The following is a 23715-nucleotide window of genomic DNA, read 5'->3' on the forward strand; positions in this document are numbered from 1 at the left end:
TCTGATTCCACAGCCACGGGCCGGACTCCTGTTTTGCTGTCGCCAGTAAACGCATCAATTCAGCACAATCTGCCATTTCCCCACTGCTCGCAACCTGAGTCAGTAAAGTCACGAAATCATCCAGCATCGCGGTGGCGACTGAAGATTCGATCTGGGTCGGGTCAGTGGCAAAACGAATATCCAGTTGCTGATGCGGGATCAGCACCAGCGTCAGCGGATAATTGTTGCGCTCTATGGTTTCACGGACAGTAAAACGGAGACTGTCCGCCATCCGGTGTTGGTCGCCGGGATAGTTTTCGAACACCAGCAGGTTATCGAACAACGCTTCGGTCAGACCGGAGATTTTCTGAATTTCGACCAGCGGCACATGTTCATGCTCACGGCTGTCCAGCAGTTGATTTTGCAGGGTCCGGGCCAGTTCAATGAACGACCGATGCCCGTGATTCATCTGTGCAACCAGAGGAATGGTAGTAATAAACACACCCATCATCTGCTGGGCATTTTCCAGCGCATCGGGACGACCGGAGCTGGTAATCCCCATGGTCACCGTCTCATGGTTGGTATAACGGCCCAGAACCAGCGCCCACACTGCCTGACACAGGGAGTTCAGCGTCAGTTGGTGCTGCGCAGCCAGCGCCTTTAATCCGGCGGTACATTCGGCGGTCAGAGACTGAGTGTATTGCTGTAGTCCGTGTTCCGCTTCTGAAACAAGACTCAGCTCAGGTTTGAACGGCCGGGGAAGTCTGGCAGATTCTGCGGCACCGGAAGATGTGATCAACTGCTGCCAGTAGTCGAGACTGGCCGCATGATCCTGCTGACTCAGCCAGGCAACAAAATCGGCAAACTCACCGACACTCAGTGAACCGGATATACCTTTTCCTTCTGTCAGACTCTGATAAGACCGCCGCACTTCAGCCACCATCTGGCCGGTACACCAGCCATCAACAATCAGGTGGTGACGCGTCCAGATCAGGCAGTGATAATCTTCCCGGATGCGGATCAGTTTCAGCCGCATCAGCACCGGATGACTGATATCAAAACCCTGTTGCAGTTCGGCGTCAGCCAGCTCCCGAAGGCTGTCTTCCAGTAGTTCACCGCCGGACAGTGTCAGCTTCTGCCAGTCCAGTGCCGCATTTGAACTCACGTATTGCAACGGAATGTCCAGCCCTTCCCAGATAAAGCCGCTGCGCAGCACCGGATGATGATCGATCAGTGCCTGCCAGGCCTGTTGCAGCGCATCGGTATCCAGTTCGCCGTGAAAATCGATCAGGCTCTGGTTCAGATACAAACCTTTCTGCGGTTCTGCCAGTGTGTGGAACAGCATTCCTTGCTGTGTAGGCGTCAGCGGGTAGAGATTGTCTACCTGCGTCGGAGACACCGGCAAAGAGGCCACCAGATGTTCCAGTGCCGCCTGAGAGACGACTGATTCAGCAATCAGCGGATAATCACCTAACGCCACACCGCTGACCGCCTGTTCGCAATGGTTAATTAAATCGGTCAGACGGGCAATAAAACTCTCGGCAACCGCCCGGATAGCTTCAGTGGTTTGTACGTTACGGTTAAACTGCCAGCGCAGCACCAGCTCACCGTTTTTGATCATACCGTTGATATCAAGCCACTGCTTGCGGGCATTGTTGCCATGCCGCTGCTCCGGAACCTGCTCATCAGCCAAGGCAATATCCTGCATCGACAAACCGCGATCCAACTGACCGAGATAGTTAAACACAATCGAAGGTGTCACCAGTTCGGTCAGTTCACCGCACAGATATTTCAACACGCCAAATCCCTGTCCCTGATCCGGAACCCGGCGAAGCTGAGCCTGAGTATCCAATACCAGTTGACGCATGGTGTCATCTGTCCACTCAACAGTATCTGTCCCCGTCAGAGAATCAGCCTCCGTAACAGAATGACAACGTAACAGCACCGGATAACGGCTGGTAAACCAGCCGATGGTCTGGGACAAATCCAGTTCATCATGCTGACGGCCATGACCTTCCAGCTCAATCAGAACCTGATGCTCTCCGCGCCACTGTGCCAGAGCACCATTCAGTGCCGCCAGCAACAGGTCATTGATACCGAGCTCGTAGCTTTCCAGTGCTGTGGTGGTGAGTTTCCGCGTCAGATGAGACGCCAGCCGGACATCGATAAAATCGCTGTCCGCCAGTCGGTTCGGCTGGGAGAAATCGACTGTCCCGTCAACCGCAGGCAGACTGACCCAACGCTGCTGGGTTAAGGTGTCTGTCCCTGCAAGCGGCTGCCAGTAATTTCGGGCGGCACGCTTTTTCTCTTCCGGCCAGTGCTGTAAATCCTGCACCCACTGTCCATAAGTTACCGGCGGAGACAGTAAGTCAGCGGCAATCCCGGCTGACAGACTAAAGTAAGCCTGACACAACTGACTGATCAGCACCCGCCAGGAAACGCCATCAACCACCAAATGGTGTGCGGAAAGCAGAATCCGGCCGCCTTCCCGATCACTAATGTCAATCACATCGACCCGAATCGGAGCCGTGTCATGCAGTGTGAATAATGACTGCTGCGCACCGAGTCGTGTCTCCAGCTCACTGTAAGCAATGGTGTGTTGTTCGACCGTCCACGTGCTTGTTGCAGGATGTTGTCTGCACACAGCTTGCGCTTGCGGACTTACCTCCTGAGATGCTGTATATCGCACCGATAACTGCGGATGAAGGGCAAACACCTGTGCCACCGCCTGACGGAAACTTGCTATATCAATAGATGTGGCGTAACGCAGCAATACCGACTGGTTCCAGTGATCGGCCTGCATCAGATGCTGTTCGAAGAACCAGTGCTGAATCGGAGCCAGTGGGATCGCCTGAGTGTCCTGACTTGGCTGCGATCCGGATTCAGCCTTCGGAGTCGCCTCATCCGCCAGCAAATCTCTGGCAATGGCAATTGGTGTCTGGCGGGCAAACACCTGTTTCGGCGTCAGTCGGATACCGGATTTTTTCAGCCGGGCGACCAGTTGCAGACAGAGAATCGAATCCCCGCCATTACGGAAAAAACTGTCTTCAAGTGAGATATTTTTGTGTAGCAGTTCCCGGTATCCGGCAGCAATCTGCTCCGCCAGTTGCACCACCGCTGCGGAATCTTCCGGAACCGTATTCAGCAGAGAGCGGGCAATTTCGATCGGTGTCTGCCGGGCAAAAACCAGTTTCGGTGTCAGCCGGATACCGGATTTTTTCAGTCGGGCTGCCAGTTGCAGACAGAGAATCGAATCTCCACCCTGCTGGAAAAAACTATCCTGAACTGAGATCGGTTTGCACAGCAGTTCCTGATATCCGGCGGCAATCTGCTCTGCCAGCTGTATCACTGCTTCCGAATCTTCCGCAGCTTCCTGAAGAACGCTCTCCGCCGGTGTCGTTTCAACCGATGCCGACAGCAAAGCGGTTTCCCGTTGATGGATGTTCCAGAAGCTATCCGGCTCACCCAATACCTGAGCCAACGTCTGCTGATACTGTTGCAGCAGCGAACGAACGGTTTCTCCGCGGAACAGTTCAGTGCTGTATTCCAGATCGATGCGTAGCGTCTCCGCACCTTGATCCGAACGGGCTTCATTTAAACGGATTTCATTTAAACGAACGGTCAGATCGAAGCGGGCATGTTTAAGTTCGCGTTCAACAACATCAACGGATAAATCCGTCAGCTCAAGTGTACTGCGCGGTACATTACGATACACAAACAACACCTGAAACAGCGGACTCCACGCCTGACCACGTTCAATATTCAGTTCATCCAGCAGGAGATCAAACGGCAGATCCTGATGTTCGAATGCAGCCTGTGTCGTACCGGAAACCTGCGCAACCAGCTTACGGAAAGTCACCTGTTGTGGCAGTTTATGGCGCAATACCAGTGTATTGACCAGAAATCCGAGCATCTCTTCCAGTTCTGGGCGCTGACGGTTGGCAACCGAAGTGCCCAGACAGATGTCAGCACCGGCGCCCCGTTGATTCAGCAACAGTAGAAATGCGGCCTGCATGACGTTATACAAGGTTGTCCCTTCACGACTGGCAAATGCTCTGGCCTCCCGGAGTAAAGACACTGGCAGAGTCAGGCTTTCCTGTGCTCCCTGATAGTTTCTTGCCACCACATCAGGATAGGGAAAATCAAACGGTAACTGAGTATTTACCGGCGCACCGGTAAGCGTTGTACGCCAGAAAGCCCGCTGCTCATCCGCAGGTTCACTTGCCAGCCACTCCCGCTGCCAGGTCGCGTAATCGGCATACTGCAATACCGGTTCACCATTCGGTTCGTCCATGCCTTGCAAACACTGTTCGTACAGTGCAGCCAGCTCCTGAATCAGCAGCGATTCAGACCAGGCGTCAAACGCGATATGGTGGATGACAAACAGCAGGTGCCAGCACTGACTGTCGTCTCCTTCCTGAGATAACAATGCGATCCGGACCGGCAGATCCCGGTCCAGTGCAAACGGCTGATTTGCCAGTTGTTCGCATGTCTGATCGATATCTGCCACATGCAGATGAACATCGAACGGCAATTCATAATCGCTTTCAACCTGCTGAAAAGCCTGACCGGCTTCATCGATCTGATAAGTACTGCGTAAGATATGATGACGCTGTAACAGCATGGCAAAAGCCTGTGCCATAGCTTGCTGATTCAGGTAACCGTTGAGTACCAGACGTCCGGTCAGGTTATACAGCGCGCTGCCCTGTTCGTACTGTTCAATAAACCACAGCCGCTGTTGGGCACTCGATAGCACTGCCCGGTTTTCCGGATGCGGCAGCGCGACAATCGGCAATTGCCAGCTATCGATGTTACGGGCCTTGAGTAAAGCCCGGAACTGCGCTTTCTTTTCCGGCGGCAATTGCGCCAGACGTTGTGCTATGTTACGCGGGTCCAACGCATCAGCCGGGCTATTATGTTGCTTCAATTCGGAATGACTCATAATTCAAACTCATCTAACAGGGCAGCCATCATCGCCAGATCATCTTCCTGTGAAGATACGGCTGCTAATTTTTCTGCGATTGCACTGATTGTCGGATTCTGGAAGATCTCGGCCAGAGAGAGGCTTTGATGAAACGTACGCTGGATTCTGGCCTGTAGCCGGGTCGCTGACAGGGAGTTGCCACCCAGATGGAAGAAGTTATCTTCAACGCCGATATCCGTGACATTCAGGATCTGCTGCCAGATCTCCGCCAGTGTTCTCTCTGTTTCAGTCGTTGGTGCCACATGCCGGGATGCTTCTCCCGCAGCCGGGTATGGCAGAGCCTGCCGGTTGATCTTGCCATTGGTGTTCAGCGGTAGTTGTTCCATCACCTGAACAACAGCCGGCACCATATAAGCAGGCAGATGTTCTGCCAGATATGCCGTCAGCACCCCGGATTCACTGGACCAATCTTCCTGAGAAGACAGTAATTTCTGAGACAAAGCGGTATGAGACAAAGTGACATACGCCGCAATGAAGGCCGAATCCTGCTGTGCATCCCACAGGACAACAACGGCTTCTTTAACCGCATCGTGTTGTTGTAGCAGTGCTTCAATTTCTCCCAGTTCGATCCGGAATCCTCTGAGCTTGACCTGAAAATCCATCCGGCCGAGATAATGGATTCGTTGCTGTTTATCCATCATCACTCTGTCTCCGGTCCGGTACATCCGGACACCCGGTTCCATGTTCAGTGGATTGGCAACGAATTTCTCCGCGGTCAGCTCGGCCCGGTTCAGGTAGCCTTGCGCTAATCCCTGCCCGGAAATATAAAGCTCACCCTCAACTCCTGTCCGGACCGGCTGCTGTAATTCATCAAGAATGTAAAAGCCGGTATCGCGCAGCGGCTGACCGATAGTCACATGACTGGTTGGCAGATTTTCCAGCGAGGCGGAGGAAACATGCTCACAACTGGCCCAGATCGTAGCTTCTGTCGGACCATAAAGATTGGTCAGGCAATTCGCCCGAAGCAGGAGTTTTTCAGCCAGTGATTTGGGCAGCGCTTCTCCGCCTGACAGTACATTCAGCGAGTTCCACCATGCGCCTTCGTACTCAGCCAGACCATGCCAGGTGGCTGGCGTTGCCTGCATCACATTGATCTGATGTGCCGTAATTTGCCGGATCATCGCCTGCGCATCTTTACAGTCGCTTTCACTGGCAAGGACCAGAACCCCGCCCTGTAGCAACGGCAGGAACAGTTCCAGCGCTGCGATATCAAAGCCGATGGTCGTCACAGCCAGCAGACGGCTGTGTTCAGCAACAGGAACTTCAGCGGCGATAGCACGCATAAAGTGCCGCAACGCTCCTCTTGAGATCTGTACACCTTTCGGCTTGCCGGTCGAACCGGAGGTAAAGATGCTGTAGGCAGTCATATCGTCTGACGGTATGACAGCTGTCTGAACCGCTTCAGTTTCCTGCATTTCCGCCTGCTTCAGCTCATCAGGCGTGATCTGGTGGATGGTGCTTTTCAGTGGCATGGGTTCAGACACCAGCAAAAATTCAGCTTCGGACTGCTCAAGAATACTTTCCAGCCGTTCAGCCGGATGAGTCGGGTCAAGCGGAATATAAGTAATCCCCGCCCGGTAAAGGGCCAGCAGATGAATCACTAACCCGGAATCGCGCGGTAGTGCAACAGCGACGGTCTGCACCGATTCAGCTTTACACATTCTTGCCAGCACCGCTGCCCGTGTTTCAATCGCCTCAACCAAAGCGGCATAGGTATAACGCCGATCCGCGGCAATCAGTGCTTCCTTCTCCGGTGTCCGGCTGGCCTGAGACTGAATATGCTCAATCAGATCCAGATGCTCCACCGCTTCCGGTTGTGATGTCGGCCGGGAGCCATTGAGTACCGACAGTCCGGATTCAGCCTGAACCAGTGCTGTCAGAACCTCTGCGACCTTCCGGGTCAGCGTCTGACTCAGAATGTTCAGAGCCTGTTCAAAAGTGTTTAGCAATGCAGTGATCTGCCCGTCACTGATGCGTCGGCTGTCATAACGACAATGCAACTTCAGCGTATCACCGGGTTCCATTTGCAACATCAATGGCAGATTGCTGTGTTCGGCAACTGACAGCAGCCCGATTTTAGGTGATTCAAGTCCGGCAAGTGCTGGCGGGAAAGGATAGTTCTGATAGACAAGCACCGTATCGAATAGTGCCTCTCCCGGTTGCAATGCCAGTGATGACTGGATCTGAGCCAGAGACAGATAATCGGCATTGCGGGCTCCGGCGGCACTGAGCTGGACCTTACGGGCCAGTTCCTGAACAGATGTTTGCGGCTCAAGTCTCACTCGCTGCGGCAAAGTGTTGATGAACATTCCCGCAGTTTGCTGAATATCCGGCACGGCTTCAGAACGCCCCGAGGTCGTACTGCCGAAAACAACATCACGCTGTCCGGTTGCCCGGTTCAGGGCAAATGCCCAGCCCAGCTGCAACAATGTATTTACCGTCAGATTATGAGCTCTGGCCTGCTGTTCCAGCTGTGCCAGCAGATCTGCACTCATTTCGCTTTGCCGGTACTGTTGCCCGTTTCCGTCCTGAACCGCCGCAGCCCTTGCCAGTGTGGTCGGACGTTCGATACCGGCCAGCTCCTGCTGCCAGTAAGCCATCGCCTGAGTCTCATCACCAGATATCAGCCACTGGCTGTAACCTTCCAGTGTCGGCGCATCTGCCAGTGTTTCCTGACGATAGAGTGCGATCGCTTCTCCGGCAATCAGCGCTGAAGTCCAGCCATCGACAACCAGATGATGACGTGTCCAGACCAGCCGGAACTGCTCACCGCCGAAGTGGATTAAAGTTACCCGCATCAGTGGTGCACGGCCGATATCAAAACCATTACGGCTTTCCTGCTGTAAAAAGTCGTTGAAAGCAACGGCCTGATCATCCGCAGAAAGGTGCTGCCAGTCCTGATAATCCGTCGCCATAGCAAGGCCGCGACAGACCACCATGAGCGGTTGTTCCAGTCCTTCCCAGATAAACCGGCTGCGCAGTATATCGTGGCGCAATCCGGCACTTTTCCAGGCCTGTAAGAATTCAAACGGTTCAATCCGTCCTGCAAGAGACATCCCGGTCACATTGGTATAAAGACTCGGGTCGTTTTCCAGCAGACAATGATAGAAAATTCCCTGTTGTCCGGGTGACAGTGGCAGGATGTCCTCAATCGTATCGGCTGCGATCTGCCCGGTGATTTGTTCCAGATCCGGCTGACTCAAATCCGCCGTCACTTCACCGCACTCAATCTGTTCCGGCAATATATCCAGACGCCGCCGCGAAACAGCACTTTTTGAAGTAACGGTATTTTCCGGAGCCGGAGCATGATTTTTCAGCGCTGCATTTTCTTTCTCCAGCAGTGGTGCCAGAAATGCAGCCAGAGCCGCCGGACTCTGATGCTGGAATATCGCTTGTGGTGTCAGTGGTAGTGCAGCTTTCCTCGCTGCCGCCACCAATTGCAGGGCCAGAATAGAATCACCACCCAGTGAGAAGAAACCAGCCTGAGGATCAACAGATTGAGAGTCCAGTTGCAGTACCTGTGCAAACAGCGCCACCAGTTGTCCGGTTGTTGCGTCTGTCAGAGTCTCTCCACCCAGAGCGGTTTCAGAAACCGAATCGGCTGAAAGAGCGCTTTCAGGAGACTGTGTTTCAGGAGATAAAGCCCCGGAAAGTAACAGTCCTGCCTGTTCACGCAGTGCTTTCCGATCAATCTTGCCGTTGCTGTTACGCGGCAGATGTTCCAGAGGCTGCCAGAAATGCGGCATCATATAAGCAGGCAGAACCCCGGCCAAAGCCTCCGCCAACACGGTTGGACTGTGCGGTGATACTACAAATGCAATCAGCGATTCCCGCATATCATCTTTTTCGAAGTACACCGCAGCTTCACTGATCTGATCCAGCTCAGCCAGCTTGCGCTCGATTTCAGCTAGCTCAACCCGGTAGCCACGGATCTTCACCTGACCATCACCCCGGCCGATAAACTGCAAACGAGCTTGTGGCAAACGCCGGACCCGATCACCAGTCCGGTAGATGGTTTCACCGGAAACCAGCGGGTTTTCGATAAAGTTCTCCGCAGTCTTGGCTGAGTCCTGCCAGTATCCTTCGGCAAGCTGATTTCCTGCGACATAAAGCTGCCCGATACCTCCGACAGGCACCGGAGACATCCGCTCATCTAGCACATAAACCCGGTTACCGGCCAGCGGTGTTCCCAGAGAAACCGGCTGATTATCTGCCAGTTTTCCGGCCAGCACACCCACCGTTGTTTCTGTCGGACCATAGTGATTAAACAGAGTCAGTGCCGGAGCCATTCCCCGCACCTGAGCAATCAGAGCCGGAGTCACGCCTTCGCCACCCAGAACTAACGCTGATTTCGGTAAAATTTCATCCCGTTCGGAAGCCAGTAATCCTTGCAAGTGGGAAGGGACAACTTTCAGCATATCGACCGGATAGTTTTGCAGATGGTCAGCCAGCCCTTCGGCATCCAGCATCCATTCTTCATCCAGCACCCGGACCGGAAAACCACCCAGCAATCCGCCCCATAAAGCGGTATAACTCAGATCGGTCGCAATACTTGCCAGACTGGCGTAGACACTGCCGGGTTGCAGATTCAGACGCTGATTCAGAGCTGTCACATAAGAGGCCAGCGCCCGATGTCCGACTGCCACGGCTTTCGGTGTGCCCGTCGAGCCGGAGGTAAAAATCATATAAGCCGTCGAAGATAAATGTGCCGTACCATGGTGCTCTCTGACCGGAACAGCTTTAACCGGCGAGGTATGCGCAGAAGAATCGACTGTCGCAACATCCAGCCATAGAATGTTTTCTGCCAGCCATTCAGGCCGGGAACCGAGGCCAAAACAGGCTGAGACCTGAGCTTCCGCCAGCATCACCTGTAAACGGGCAGCCGGTAACTTGTCATCCAGTGGTACATAGGCCGTACCGGATTTCCAGGCCGCCAGCATTGCTGCAACCTGTTGTTTCCCTCTCGGCAGTAGAACCGCCATCGGACCGGCTTGCCACAAAGAATTGCTCTGGGCAACCCCTTGTTCATCCAGTGCCAGAAGCAGGCTATCTGCGGCCTGATTCAGTTCTCCGACAGTGATCTTCTGGTCATGGTGCAGCAATGCAATCTCATCGGCTGCCCGCTGCTGCCATAAGCCCAGAGCCGTTGCTGACCCGGAATGGCTGACACGATCATGTTCAGTTGCCGGATCCAGCCATGCCATAACATTCAGGTCAGATAAGTTGCTCTCCGGAGCCGCCGTCAGACAAGTAAGCAGCGCAAAGAAATCGTCAGCCATCGCTGCAACGGTTTCCTCTCTGTACAGGCTGGTATTGAAACGCCAGTGAAATGAAAGCTCGCCCGCCTGAAATTTATACACACCAAGATTCAGTTCATGGGCTGCGCCCCGCTGTCCGGATTCCAGCATCGGTCCGACAAGCGGGCGGCAAAAATCAAGTTCATGGGTCTGGGTATAAGTCAGCATATGACTGGTCAGGCCGCTCCGGTCGGCACTGCGCGTTTTCATCAACGCTTGTGTCAGTCTGGCAAACGGGAGTTTCTGATGCGGCAGTGATGCTTTCAGAAAGGCTGAATTTTTCCGGACTAATCCGGCAAAACTGATATTTTCTGAAAAATCAGCCAGCACCGGAACCGGATTAACACAGTATCCGACCACATCCCGGTCCCGACGTCCCCGCCGTCCTGATGTCGGTGAGCCAATCAGAAAACGGGTCTGTCCGCTTAAACGATGCAGGAAGAACTGGAAAGCACTCAGCAACAATACATAAGGCGTCACCTGAAAGGCTTTGGCCGTTGCAAAAATCGCGTCAGCAAGTTCCTGATCGGCGTCGCAAACCCATTCATCGCCGTCAAAGCAACGTACTTCAGGACGTTCAAAATCTGTAGGTATCTCAAGGCTGTCCGGGACTTCTCCGATTGCATTCTGCCAGAAGTCCGTCGCTTGCTGTGCTGCTTCACTTTGCAGCCAGCTTTCCTGACGTGACAACCAATGAGAATACTGTTCAGTGCTCTGCGGAGCCGGGCCATTTTCAGACAGATGGGTGTAATACTCAGCCCAGGTCTGCATGAAACGCTCCATACCATAAAAATCACCGGCAATATGATGCGCGGTTACCGTCAGATATGAAGCCTCTTCACCAATCAGCAGGTTGGCCCGCAGCACATAGCCCTCTTCGAGCAGAAACGGCTGATCTGCCGAACGGGCTGTCCAGTCACGGCATTCTTCCTCAGTCAGAGAGCCATGTTCAACCACAAAAGCTGCTTGCTGAGCATCAAATAACCGGGCACAGACCTTTTCCCCTTGCTGAAAATATCCGGTTCTCATGCTCTCATGCTGATGAACCGCCTGATAAAAACTCTGCTCCAACAGCTCCGGTTGCAGTACCGGACCTCCCGGTTCACCTAACATACTGGTGAAGTAGACGTTGTATGCCGGTGATGCCGGAGCAAGCTGATATAAAAACCACAGTGCGGACTGATTCGATGACACGTGCCGTATTTCGTGCCCGAGAGATATAGTGTCCATGTTCGTATTCCTCATCTAGCGCCCAAAAGTATGATCAGCAGTTCGGTTCTGCCATCGCGACAACCACTTTACGAGGCCCGGTGAAGCGGGAACGGGCATGAGCAACCAGCATGTTATCCAGCATCAGTACATCACCTTTTTGCCATGGGAACTTCACCATGCACTCATCCAGCACACCCCGGATTTCATCCAGAATGCCATCTTCGATCGGAGAACCGTCACCGTAGTAGACGTTACGCGGTAAATCTTCTTCTTCGACAATGGAGAGCAGCGTTTCACGGATGTGTGCTTCCAGATTGGAAACATGGAACAGATGAGCCTGATTGAACCAAACCATTTCCTGAGTCACAGGATGACAGGCAACTGACTGACAGATCTGACGGGTTCTCAGTTCACCGTCACCTTTCCATTCAAAGTCGATCTGATGGGCACGACAGAAAGCCTCAACCTGTTTCGGGTCAGTGGTGGCAAATACTTTTTCCCACGGCAGATCCAGTCCGTTTCCATAATTGCGGACATACATCAGTTTCTTCTCTTCAAAGCGTTCCCGGATCCGGGTCGGTATCCGGCGGTAAACTTCCCGGCTGTCAGCGATGGGCGTTTCCCCTTCGGTTTCTGCCGGCTGAATACAGTGAAACCAGATTTTCATCGGCCAGTTGAGGGTGTAAGCCTGTTCGTTATGCAGAGGAATCACCTGATGCGCCGGATATTCGGTGGTGGTGTAAACCCCTTCACCTAAATCAGTCCGGGGAGTCGAACCAAATTCATAATTGAGCAGCGGAAACCCGAATGATTTGGCAAATTCCTGAAATTCCGCTTCACCCAGAATATCGAATCCCCGAAACAGGATACCGCCATTGCGATGCAGATTTTCCTCAACAATCCGATGCATATTTTCCAGATCATGACGCCATCCCGACGCATTTGGCATCACAACTTCAAGTGGTAGTTCAATTCCCATAGCGATATCTCCTCTTGTTATTTTTTGTATGTCGTACCCGCACTTTTTGTGTGAGAACTGTGCATTTTTTGTATATGAAACATGAAATCGGGCAATACTATAATCTAAATGATACTGAGATTGAAAATAATTATCATTAGATCTTTACAGTTGTATATAGAATTGTTTACATTTACTGACACAAAACTTACATACAGAGTTGAGCTATCTATCTGTTCATCCTTATGAAATTAATTGCACTCGATTGAAAGAACACAGAAAATCATCGGGATTCAGACAGCCCAGCTCGAATCATCTCCACCAGAAAAAGCAGTCATAAAAAATGAATAAAAAACTTTTAGCGCAACTTATCAGTGAATGGGCTCGCCCCCGGAATGTTCTGGCTCTCGGTCTGGCCGTTTCCCCGGCATTTGCTTTTGCCGATGATGCCACAGGTAATGAAATGGACGTCTTAGTCGTCACCGGTACCAGCATCAAACAGACACTGACATCAAACATTGCTCAGTCCACAATGCGTACGGAAGCAGACCTGACTGAAATTCCCCGTTCGGCAGTCGTAATTAACCGGGATTTACTCGACCAGCAAAGTGCGAGTGACATGAGTGATGTACTGAGCAACATCAGTAACGTGTCAGAGAGCAACAATTACGGTGGCACCCGTGACCAGTTCTCTATCCGTGGATTTGATGCCAGTGTTTATGAAGACGGTACTCGTATTTATGGACTAGCTTCCGATAAAGCGGTGCTGGAAGATATTGAATATGTAGAAGTTGTCAAAGGCCCGGAATCGATTCTGTACGGCAATATGAATCCGGGCGGTCTGATCAACATCATCGGTAAAAAACCGCAGGAAGAGCAAAGTTCGCAAATTGCACTGGATCTGGATGAACATGGTAAACAACGCCTCAGCTTCGACAGTACAGGTTCGGCCAATGAAGACGGCACACTACTGTACCGGATCGTCGGGGTTGCCGATGATTCCGAAGGATGGCGCGATGATTCTGACAGCAGACAGACTTATATCGCTCCGTCTGTGACCTGGGTAGCCAGCGAAGATACACAAATTACACTCTCTTATAAGTACAACAAAGAGAAAGTTCCTTTTGACCGGGGTACACTGGCGGTTCTTAACTCATCCGGCGGCTGGGATTTCCTGGATATCGGCAGTAAACGTTTAGGCGCAGGATTTTCATCTCAGGAGAGAACGACCCACAAATTTGGTCTGGAAATCGAACACGATATCACTGATGTCTGGACGACCCGTCTGAAACTCAAGCACCAGAAGCGGGAATACGATGGTACGCGAGTCCACTTCTATGCTTCTTCTGCGGCGTCACGGGGAACAACCGCAGGAATCCCCATTTATGGTCAGGACCAGAATAAGAATGCTTTCGACGGTACGATCAACCGCTACATTGGGGGTGATGACACCTCAAGTGATACTGATATTGTCTCCTGGGAAAACCAGCTGACATTTGATATCGGAGAGGCTTACCATCAAGTCACAACCGGTATCGATGCAACCCGGTACAGAGAGAATAAGACCACCAGTACTTCTGCCAGCTGGAGTGGTCTGAATCAGCTGACCACAGCCTACTCCGGACGTTTTCTGGGAACATCGGATCCTAATAGCGGTGCTTACGACTATAACTCAGATAACTTTACCAATGTCTCTAACCCGGATGATATGTTCAAAATTCAGGATGAATCTCAGACATTAACCGAGTATGGCATCTACCTGAATGATCTGATTGAGTACGGTGACTGGCACTTTGTCGCGGGTGTACGGGCTGACCGTTATTCACGCAAATATACCAAAAATTATGACGAGACTTTACAGTCCGCAGTTTCTGCGCTGGTCACTCTGGAAAATGAGGACACCAAAAGACCTTATGAGACCAATGTCAGTGGTCAGTTAGGCGCGCTGTACCAGATCACCGATAATGTTTCTGCCTTCTCCAATATAGCAACGTCTTATATGCCGAATAATGCCTATGACTCCGTTGCCAATCACTGGGTCGATCCACAAGATGGTACTCAATACGAAATCGGTACCAAACTGGCACTATTGGATAAAAAGCTCAATCTGACACTATCCACTTACCGTATCGATCTGGACAATGTTGCCTACGCAGGTGATGTTACCGGCAGTTACGATGTCTATAAACAGCGCAGCCGGGGTTTTGAAATTGATGGTGATTACGCCATTACCGATCAGTTAACGGCGATCTTCTCTTACGGTTATACTGATGTCGAGTTCGTCAACGCACCAGACACAGTCAACAAACCGGTGAACATTCCTGAAAATAATGCCAGTACCTGGTTGTTCTACAATGATGGTGAAGAGTGGGGTGCCGGGACAGGAATTGTCTATGTCGGAGACCGAGCCGGTAACCGTCGTAAAGGCTATGATTACACGCTGGATGCCTATACACTGGTGAACATGACCGCCTGGTATCAGCCTGCTTTTGCAGACCGACAACTTCGCCTGCAACTCAGTGTCGCCAACCTGTTTGATGAAGACTACTATACCGCTTCTTCAGACTCGACACAGAACGCTGTTTATCTGGGCTCACCACGGACAGTATCTGTGAAAGCCAGCTATAAATTCTGATCGCGCTTTACAGACAATAAATCGGGCCGTTTGAACAACAAACGGCCTTTCTTTTATCTATCTCTATTTTTCGGAAATAAAATGACAACGCTGATCTGTCTGCCTTCCTCCGGCAGTTCGTCCACGCTCTACTCAGACTGGAAGCCCTTGCTGGCAGAAAAAAACATCTCTCTGCTCTGCCCTGAATACCCCGGCCGGGGACAACGTTTTACCGACCCGCTGATTTCCGGTATTCCTGAGCTGGTTGATGATCTGATGCAACAAATCCAGGTCATGCTACCACCGGATGAAAGCTATCACATTTTTGGTCACAGTCTGGGAGGAGTCGTTGCCTACGAACTGACACTGAAGATTCAGCAGACCACTGGCTTTCCGGCTCCTCAAAGTGTCATTATTTCTGCCAGCCATGCTCCGCATTTACGGGGAGAAACGATACTGAAAAGCCATCTTGAAGAACCAGAGTTAATCGCCCTGCTACAAAAAATGGGCGGCCTGAAAAAAGAAGTGCTACAGCATCCGGAACTCATGGAATTGCTCCTGCCGATTATCCGTGCGGATCTGGCTCTGAACGACCATTATCACCGGCATGACATCGCCCCGCTTTCCTGCCCGATCACCACGATTCACGGGTTATCCGATCCCATCGTAAAACCGGAGAATATCAGCGCATGGGAACGTTATACCGCAGACTACCGGCATCTGGACTGGCCGGGTGATCATTTCTATTTCCAACAGAATTTAAAAGACTTTCTGAATCGTTTGTCACATATGCTGGCGGCTTAGTTTACAGACAGGAAACATCTGAGGGCACAATGAACCTGACACTGTATTTTTTATATGACGTGATCATCCGGTAAGATTTAACTGCTATTTGCCGAAGTATGGTGTTGGTTTCTTTCCCAGCCCCTGCCACTCAAAACAGTAGTCATGTGGTGACTTACGCTCTAACGGCCGGACAAAACGCTCTTTCGGTGTTCCGACGGATATTGCCCCCAGAACCTGATCTTCCGGCTGCATTCCCAGTACAGGTTTGAGTTCATCCCCGGCCAGAAAGGTGTACCAGAATCCGCCATAACCCATCAGATGAAGTCCCGTCATGATATTCTGAACTGCGGCCCCGCCACATAACCATTGATCCCATAAAGAAACATCATGCTCTGGTTTTAAGTCCGTCACCGCAATAATCATCATCGGCGTGTTAGCAATTTCCTGACAGGAACGACGGGCCTTTTCGGTCAGCACTCCACCCGGTAGCTGTCTGCGGTACATTTCCAGAGTCGCATCAGCCAGCACCTGCATTTTCTCCCCTTTCACGACCAGAAAACGCCAGGGTTTTAAATTACCGTGGTCTGGTGTCGTCATAACCAGCTCAAATAATGATTGCAGTTCCTGATCATTGGGAGCCGGATGAATCAGTTTCTTCCGGCTGTAAGAACGTCTGGACAATAAAGGTGCTAAAGATTCCATAATTAAACAACCTGTAATGAAGTAAGTTTTCTGTTCCGGTTTTCATCTTCGCGGCAATCACTACGCTGATCGCAGTCATCAGGCAGGTGAGGCCATTTACCCAAAGCAATCTGCTGCCCCTGAGACAACACCAGAGATCGGTGACAGAGGTTTGCCAGCAAACCCTGATCATGACTGATGACAATCAAACTAAAATGCCGCTCAGCCTGTAAACGCTGAATCAGGGTAATAATGTTGCGCCGGTTCAGTTGATCCAGTGCCGTCGTCGGCTCATCGAGAATCAAAAGTTTCGGGGACAAAATTAATGCTCTGGCAATCATTACCCGTTGCCGTTGACCGCCGGAAAGTTCATGGGGATAACGGTAGAGAAGTGCTTCATCCAGCCCGACTTCCCTCATTGCTTCCCTGAGCTTTGATTCGAGTCGTTGCGTCTGCCCGGTAAACTGAGCCAGATAAACATCTTTCAGAGAATGCCGGATCGTCAGGCGCGGATTAAAACTTGCGGCCGTGTCCTGAAAGACAAACTGCATCTTGCCACGCTGTGCCCGTAATGCTTTGCGGGAAAGCTGTAACCAGCTCTGGCCATCAAACTCAATGGTTCCTGTTGCCGGGAGTAACCGGAGTAACGCTTTGGCCAGTGTCGATTTCCCGGCCCCGCTTTCACCGAGAATTCCCAGATTTTCCCCCAGAGCAAGCTCAAAACTGATTCCGCTGATAATCTTATCGACCGATAAATCTTTTACCCGTAAAACCGGGAAAGAAGCAACGGCTTCCGGTTGTCTGAACGGGTCATGCTCCAGCAACATCCGCGTGTAATCATGAGCGGGCTGCGAAAAAATCTGCCGGGTGCTGCCCTGTTCGACAATCCGCCCCTGTTTCAGAACCAGTACCTGTTCGGCAATGTCACGCACCAGTTGCAAATCATGTGTGATCAGCACCAGAGCCATGTTCAGTTGCTGTTGCAGATGTTTCAGCAAATTCAGTATCTGTCGCTGGGTTTTCTCGTCAAGAGCTGTCGAAGGTTCATCGGCGATCAACAGTTTCGGGGAGTTGGCTATCGCAATCGCGATCAGCAGACGCTGCCTTTGCCCGCCGGACAACTGGTGAGGAAAACGCCGCTTATGCTCGGGCAATAAACCGACCTGAAGCAGCAGATTATCAATTTTCGTCCGCAACTGAGACTTCGACAGTCGTTGATTCATCTGGTGTAAACGAATGGCGCGGGCGAGCATCCATTCAGCCCGCTTCACCGGATTTAAAGCCGACAATGGCTCTTGTGCAACCCGGCCAATCACATTTCCCCGTAGCGCTCTCCAGTCTTGGTCACTACCGGATGCGATGTTCTGATTCTCAAGATAAACCTCACCCTGAACCTGACCATCGGCCGGAGCAAGCCCAACCATGATTTTTGACAGCAGTGTTTTTCCCGCCCCGCTTTCCCCGACAATCGCCAGAGTTTCTCCGGCAGGAAGACTGAAGTGAATGTTATCCAGTAACACCTGCTCACCGAGCGTGAATGAAAGTCCGCGGCACTTAAGCATGATCACCCGCCTTTTCCGCTTGAGTGGCTTCTGGCTGAACAACAGAGCTCCGTCTTGCTGCCAGTTCCTGAATCATCTCACCGATCAGCACCACAGATGTCACCAACACCAGAATATAGAAACAACCAATCATCCCAAGCCAGGGCGCCTGCAAATTATTCTTTCCCTGAGCCAGCAGTTCGCCCAGAGACGGATAACCGGCCGGCAGCCCGAAACCAAGAAAATCCAGCGTGATCAGCGCTCCTAATGCCCCGGCAAAAATAAAAGGCAGGTTACTGACCAACGCGACCACAGCATTCGGTAAAACATGGGTGAAGATAATCCGCCGGTCTGACACTCCGGCAATGATCGCCGCCTGAACATAATCAAGCTGCCGGATCCGTAACACTTCCGCCCGCACCTGCTGCGCCAGATGATGCCAGCCTAAAAGTGACAGGATCAACAGCAGAATCCAGGGACCGGGCTGAACCAGACTTGCCATGATCATCACGATAAAAATCGCCGGAATCGCACCCCATATTTCAGTTATACGCTGTCCAATCAGATCAACAAGACCACCGTAGTAACCCTGACCGGCGCCAAAACACAAAGCCAGAATGGCGACAATCATTGTCAGACCAAAGGCAAACAACAGACTGATTTGTGTGCCATAAAGAATCCGGGCCAGAACATCCCGCCCCTGATCATCAACACCAAGCCAGTTCACTGCTGAAGGTGGTGAAGGGAAACTGACATCATAATTGATGGTATCGAAAGAAAAACGCACCGGAGGCCACAGCCACCAGCCATGACGGGTAATCTCTTCAGCAACGAATTCATCTTTATAATTCGCTTCCGTTTCAAAAAAGCCGCCGAATTCTGTCTCCGGATAAACATGCAGCAATGGGAAATACCACTGCCCCTGATAAACGATCACCAACGGCTTATTGTTTGCCAGTAGCGGAGACAGGCAACTCATGAGAAAAATCGCGGCAAGCATCACCACAGCGATTTTTCCTCTTCTGACGACTCTGAAACGCTTTTCCTGCAACCTCATCCGTTCACCGCCTCAAAACTCATCCGCGGGTCAACCAGACGGTACAGAATGTCTCCGAGCAGGGTCATGAACAGCCCCAACAGTGAATAGACATAAATGATGCCCAGCACAACCGGATAGTCCCGTTGCAGCAAAGACTCGAACGCCAGTAATGCGACACCATCGAGTGAAAAAATAATTTCAACCAGTAACGCTCCGCCGACAAACAGAGCCAGTAAATCTGCCGGAATCCGGGCAATCAGCACCAACAGACTGTTTTGCAGCACATGCCGGAACAACACACTCTGACGGCTTTCCCCGATACTGAGTGCCGTCTCGACATAAGGCTGATTCAGTTGATCGACGACTGAATTTCTGATCAGCATCGTCACGGGAGCAAGACCACCGGCAACGCAAGTCATCACCGGCAGAAAAATATGCCAGGCATAATCTTTCAGTTGCTCTGCCAGCGTCATCTGAGAAAATTCCGCCGACACTAATCCCCGCAGCGGAAACCAGTCAAAAACACCGCCTCCGGCGAACAGAATCATCAACAGAACCGCTATGATAAAAGTCGGCAGTGCTACGGAAAGAAACAGGGTAAAACTGGTGATTGCATCCAGCCAGCCGCCCCGGTTCAGTGCTTTCCATACTCCCAGCGGAATCGCGATCAGATAGGTAATCAGCAGGCTCCAGAAACCGATTGAAAAAGAGGTCGGTAACTTATCCTTAATCAGCGCAGCCACCGATTGTCCGCTAAAATAGCTTTGACCTAAATCCAGCGTGAGATAGCGCCACAGTGTATCGGTATAACGTTGCCAGAGTGGCTGATCAAAACCATATTCACGGGCAATCTGCTGGCGCAGCCGGGCATCAATCTGGTTGCTGCCCAACTGCGTATTCTCACTTTCAAACAGCGACGTTGTCCCGGTTTCCATACCGCCCATTCGGGCCAGCACTGCATCCAGCGGCCCACCGGGTAACCACTGCAACAGGAAGAAATTCAGTGTCACAATCACCAGTAAAGTCGGCACAATCAGACACAGACGTTTAACGATATATTGCTGCATCATTGCGCTGAATGATCCCGCCGGCTATCCCACCAGAACTCAACTTCATAACCGTAGGCCGGATCCACTTCCGGTCGTTGAATATAATCCGCATGAGCAACCAGCTGGAAATTCCGCGCCCATAGAGGCAGGAAGTAATATTTCCACTTCAATACCCGATCGAGTGCTTTCCCGTAGACTTCGGTTTTCCGGTAACTGTCTGCATGAACCAAATCTTCAACCAATGCATCAATCACCGGATCATTAAATCCGGCAATATTGTTGCTGGTCGCCACATCAGCAAACGAAGAAAGCAGTGCAGAACGAACTTCGGTATTCGGTGGAATACGTACTTTGTACTGAATCGGCGTCATATCAAACTGACGCTGCATGAGCTGTTTGTAGAATTCCGTTCCGGTACGCACAGAAATCTGTCCCTCAATTCCCAGCCGTTTCAGGTTTTGCAGATAAGCACCCAAAGCCGGTTTCATTGCCGGAGACGGCACCAGAAAATGAATCACAAACGGCTGGTGATTCGCATCGACCAGTTTCCCCTGTTCGGTTTTCCAGCCAGCTTGTTCAAGCAGCTTTTTCGCTTGGATCAGATTGTCCCGGTCTCTGCCCGAACCATCGGTTGCCGGCCAGTGAAATGTTCCGGAGAACAGTGCCGGGGGAAGTTCTTGTTTAAAAGGTGCCAGAACTTCACTTTCCTGTGGAGAAATATGACCGGCGGATGCCAGAAAGCTATTGTTGAACAGACTTTCGGCCCGTTGGTACTGCCCCTGAAATGCCCGTTTATTCAGCCATTCAAAATCAAATGCATAAGCCAGTGCTTCACGGGTTTTCGGGTTGGCAAATTTCGCTTCCCGCAGATTGAAAAGTAACGCAGTCACAAACGATGGCGCATCATAGTCGATTTTCTCTTTCACCACCGTTCCGGAATCAAAAGCCTTGCCCTGATAAAGTTTTTGCCAGCGGGCCAGATTTGATTCGGCAATATAATTGACTTCCCCGGCGGCTAAAGCCTGCACCGCTGCATTGCGATCCCGGAAATATTCGACCCGGATGGTTTTGAAGTTATATTTGCCACGATTGACAGGCAGATCTTTTCCCCAGTAGTCGTTGCGCAGGGAATAAGTGATACTGCGGCCCGGCACAACCGCCGTTATCCGGTAAGGTCCGGAACCGACAGGAATATCGAGTGTCGGTTTGGTGAAATCTTTCCCCTGCCAGACGTGTTTGGGCAGAACGGGCAGGTTCCCGGCATTCAATACCTGTAACCGGCTGCCATGATCCCCAAAATTGAACTTCACCTCTCTCGGCCCCAGCACTTCGACAGACCGGACGCCCTGAAAACGGGATTTGATATTACTCAATCCGACGGTTTTATATTTTTCAACTGTAAAAGCGACATCTTCTGCGGTGACCGGCTGGCCATCGCTGAAACGGGCACCTTTTCTCAATTGGTATTTCACCCATGAATAATCATCGGCAATGGTAATAGTTTCAGCTAAAGCGCCATAACGGGTTTTGATTTCATCTTTATCATGGCCGCGATCGGTCAGACTGTCATAAAGCCAGAACAACCCTCTGGGTTTGGTCCCCAGATTAATAAATTGATGCAGAGAATCAAAACTACCGATTTCAGCAATCACCAGTTCCCCCTGCTTTGGCGCACTCGGATTGGCGTATGCGAAATGGTCAAAATCTGCCGGATATTTCGGTTGCCCGTAAAGAGAAACGGCATGAGTGACTTCTTCTGCCAGAACATTCTGACTCAGACAACAAACCACCAGAATCAATGCGCCTGATATTTTTCTCAGCATCTTACTTCTTCCTTCTCGTGCAGTGCTTTTACTCGGTTCTGAGGCGAAAAATCGTGTGCATGTTCATCTTCCAGCAGCATCATATTGCCCTGATGAATCCGGTATATCTTGTCAGCCATGTGGAAGTAGTGATCATCGTGGGTAATGGCAATCACGGTTTTTCCTCTGGCTTTCAGTTCGGGGAGCAGCTCGGTGTAGAAGACTTTGCGGAATGCCGGATCCTGATCCGCAGCCCATTCATCCAGCAGAATAATGCTGCGGTTTTCCAGATAAGCCAGCAGCAGCGCCAGACGTTTACGCTGTCCCTGAGAAAGCTTAGTGGTACTCAGTTCACCCCCGGTAACCGTCACTTTCTGCTCCAGAGCCAGTGCATTCAGATAATGTTCAACCAGTGCTGCATCCGGCTGTTCTCCGGATTCGTTAATCAGTTGCTTAAACAGATAAAAATCAGCAAAAACAACCGAGAAATGACTTAAGAACCAATCTCTGTTGTCATCATGAATTTCCTGACCGGCAAAAATGAGCTGACCGGTATGCGGCGTATAGAGTCCGGTGACCAGCCGGGCGCAGGTCGATTTGCCACTCCCGTTTCCGCCAACCCAGAACACCAGTTCCCCCTGATTCAGTTCAAAGTTAACCGGCCCGACACCAAATCCCGGTTCACCGGATTCTGAAGGATACTGATAAGTCACATCTCTCATCTGTAGCGTCTGCCACTGTGTCTGCGGCTCAGACTGTTCTCCCGTTGCATCATTCCCTTCATGTAACGCCAGTTGCTGAACTTTTGCGTAAGCAACGGAGCCAAGAATTAAAGCCGGCAGAGAACCGATCATGCCTGCCAGCGGAGAACGCAGATACAGAATGGTCAGCGCAAAAGTTGTCAGTTGTTCTCTGGTGCCTACACCAAATAAGCTATGGATCAGAATAATGGTGGCAATCAGCAGCAGAATGGAAGTATTCACCCAACTGCCATTTAAAACCGTATATCGATCGGCCTTAACTTCCAGCCCCAACGCCTTACTAACGACAGGTTTTAAACTGCCACTAAAGAAACTGCTGCGTCGCTGACGGCTGAGCTTAAGCTCATTACGCCCCAGCAATAATCCGGAATAACGGTCATAAAGTGCATCATCATTTTCCCGCACTTCACGCTTCAGTCGCCTTGAAGATGACATCAGTTGCCGGGCAATAACCACAGCAAGAATTGTCATCACCAGTGTGCAGAGGAAAAACGGTAGGGAAAGTTGCAGCAGATAGCCATAACAGCAGAGTAAGACCGCCGCACCATAGACAACAAACGGTAAACTGTTAAACGCCTGGCTAATAGATGTCACATCTTTAGTCAGTGCTGCCAGTATGGCGGGTTGCCCTAACTGATCAATCCGTTCTACCGAAGTTTTTAACACGCGTTGGGAAAGATGGAGCCGCAACCGGTAGACAACATGATGTCCTAAAGAAGTCAGCATCGCCTGAGAGAAAAAGCTCAATCCGAATAGCAAACCGATCAGCACAAATAACAGCGCCACATCCTGACCGGTAATGACATCGGCTGATGACACCCGGCTAATCATAGAAATCACGGCAACACCACATCCTGCGCTCAAAGCACTCAACAGGATCGCGGTCAGGAATTTGAAAGTGTTCCCCCGCAACAACGTCCAGACTAAGGTCATACAATACACCAGAAAACAAATAAGAATTATTAGCGTTTGTATTATGAACGAGAGAATTGTAAAAAGATAGAGAAGAAAG

Annotated in this window: 11 protein-coding genes (1 of these 11 only partly in view); 2 read left to right on the plus strand and 9 right to left on the minus strand. The window is 51.2% G+C overall.

The window, feature by feature from the left end:
• The 3 genes in view from OCU74_RS11805 to OCU74_RS11815 are tightly spaced (at most 34 nt apart) and all read right to left on the minus strand, a layout consistent with a single transcriptional unit that may run on beyond the window.
• On the minus strand, positions 1–4921 hold the 5' portion of the coding sequence (locus OCU74_RS11805; protein ID WP_087479914.1) for a non-ribosomal peptide synthetase. 1946 nt of this gene lie to the left of the window's left edge; only the first 4921 of its 6867 coding nucleotides appear in the window; the start codon lies at positions 4919–4921; its stop codon lies beyond the left edge, outside the window.
• Positions 4918–11490, minus strand: a complete 6573-nt coding sequence (locus OCU74_RS11810; RefSeq protein WP_159457393.1) for a non-ribosomal peptide synthetase — start codon at positions 11488–11490, stop codon at positions 4918–4920. Before OCU74_RS11810 ends, OCU74_RS11805 begins: the two co-directional genes overlap by 4 nt.
• 34 nt (positions 11491–11524) lie before the next feature.
• Positions 11525–12451, minus strand: coding sequence for a TauD/TfdA family dioxygenase (locus OCU74_RS11815; protein ID WP_087479916.1), 927 nt, complete (start codon positions 12449–12451; stop codon positions 11525–11527).
• Between the two features lie 322 nt (positions 12452–12773).
• Here OCU74_RS11815 and OCU74_RS11820 point away from each other — a divergent pair, with 322 nt between their 5' ends.
• Both OCU74_RS11820 and OCU74_RS11825 read left to right on the plus strand, forming a co-directional pair.
• The gene (locus tag OCU74_RS11820; RefSeq protein WP_087479917.1) at positions 12774–15065 is read left to right on the plus strand and encodes a TonB-dependent siderophore receptor; all 2292 of its coding nucleotides are present in this window, start codon (positions 12774–12776) and stop codon (positions 15063–15065) included.
• 81 nt (positions 15066–15146) lie between these two features.
• On the plus strand, positions 15147–15848 hold the full coding sequence (locus OCU74_RS11825) for a thioesterase II family protein (protein ID WP_087479918.1): 702 nt from the start codon (positions 15147–15149) through the stop codon (positions 15846–15848).
• Between the two features lie 84 nt (positions 15849–15932).
• Here the strand turns inward: OCU74_RS11825 and OCU74_RS11830 are convergent, their stop codons facing one another.
• Genes OCU74_RS11830 through OCU74_RS11855 form a run of 6 tightly spaced genes read right to left on the minus strand, consistent with a single transcriptional unit; the run spans position 15933 to position 23636 of the window.
• Entirely contained in the window at positions 15933–16532 is a 600-nt protein-coding gene (locus OCU74_RS11830) for a nitroreductase family protein (RefSeq protein ID WP_087479919.1), read from the minus strand.
• A gap of 2 nt (positions 16533–16534) precedes the next feature.
• Positions 16535–18073, minus strand: coding sequence for an ATP-binding cassette domain-containing protein (locus OCU74_RS11835; protein ID WP_087479920.1), 1539 nt, complete (start codon positions 18071–18073; stop codon positions 16535–16537).
• Entirely contained in the window at positions 18066–19109 is a 1044-nt protein-coding gene (locus OCU74_RS11840; protein ID WP_087479921.1) for an ABC transporter permease, read from the minus strand. The genes OCU74_RS11835 and OCU74_RS11840 overlap by 8 nt, the downstream gene beginning before the upstream one ends.
• Complete coding sequence (locus OCU74_RS11845; RefSeq protein ID WP_087479922.1) at positions 19106–20161, minus strand: ABC transporter permease subunit; 1056 nt, start codon at positions 20159–20161, stop codon at positions 19106–19108. The genes OCU74_RS11840 and OCU74_RS11845 overlap by 4 nt, the downstream gene beginning before the upstream one ends.
• A complete protein-coding gene (locus OCU74_RS11850; protein WP_234993541.1) occupies positions 20158–21963 on the minus strand; it encodes an extracellular solute-binding protein in 1806 nt (601 codons plus the stop codon). Before OCU74_RS11850 ends, OCU74_RS11845 begins: the two co-directional genes overlap by 4 nt.
• On the minus strand, positions 21957–23636 hold the full coding sequence (locus OCU74_RS11855) for a cyclic peptide export ABC transporter (RefSeq protein WP_087479923.1): 1680 nt from the start codon (positions 23634–23636) through the stop codon (positions 21957–21959). The genes OCU74_RS11850 and OCU74_RS11855 overlap by 7 nt, the downstream gene beginning before the upstream one ends.
• Positions 23637–23715 lie beyond the last annotated feature (79 nt).

The organism is Vibrio mangrovi, from assembly GCF_024346955.1.
Lineage (GTDB): Bacteria > Pseudomonadota > Gammaproteobacteria > Enterobacterales > Vibrionaceae > Vibrio > Vibrio mangrovi.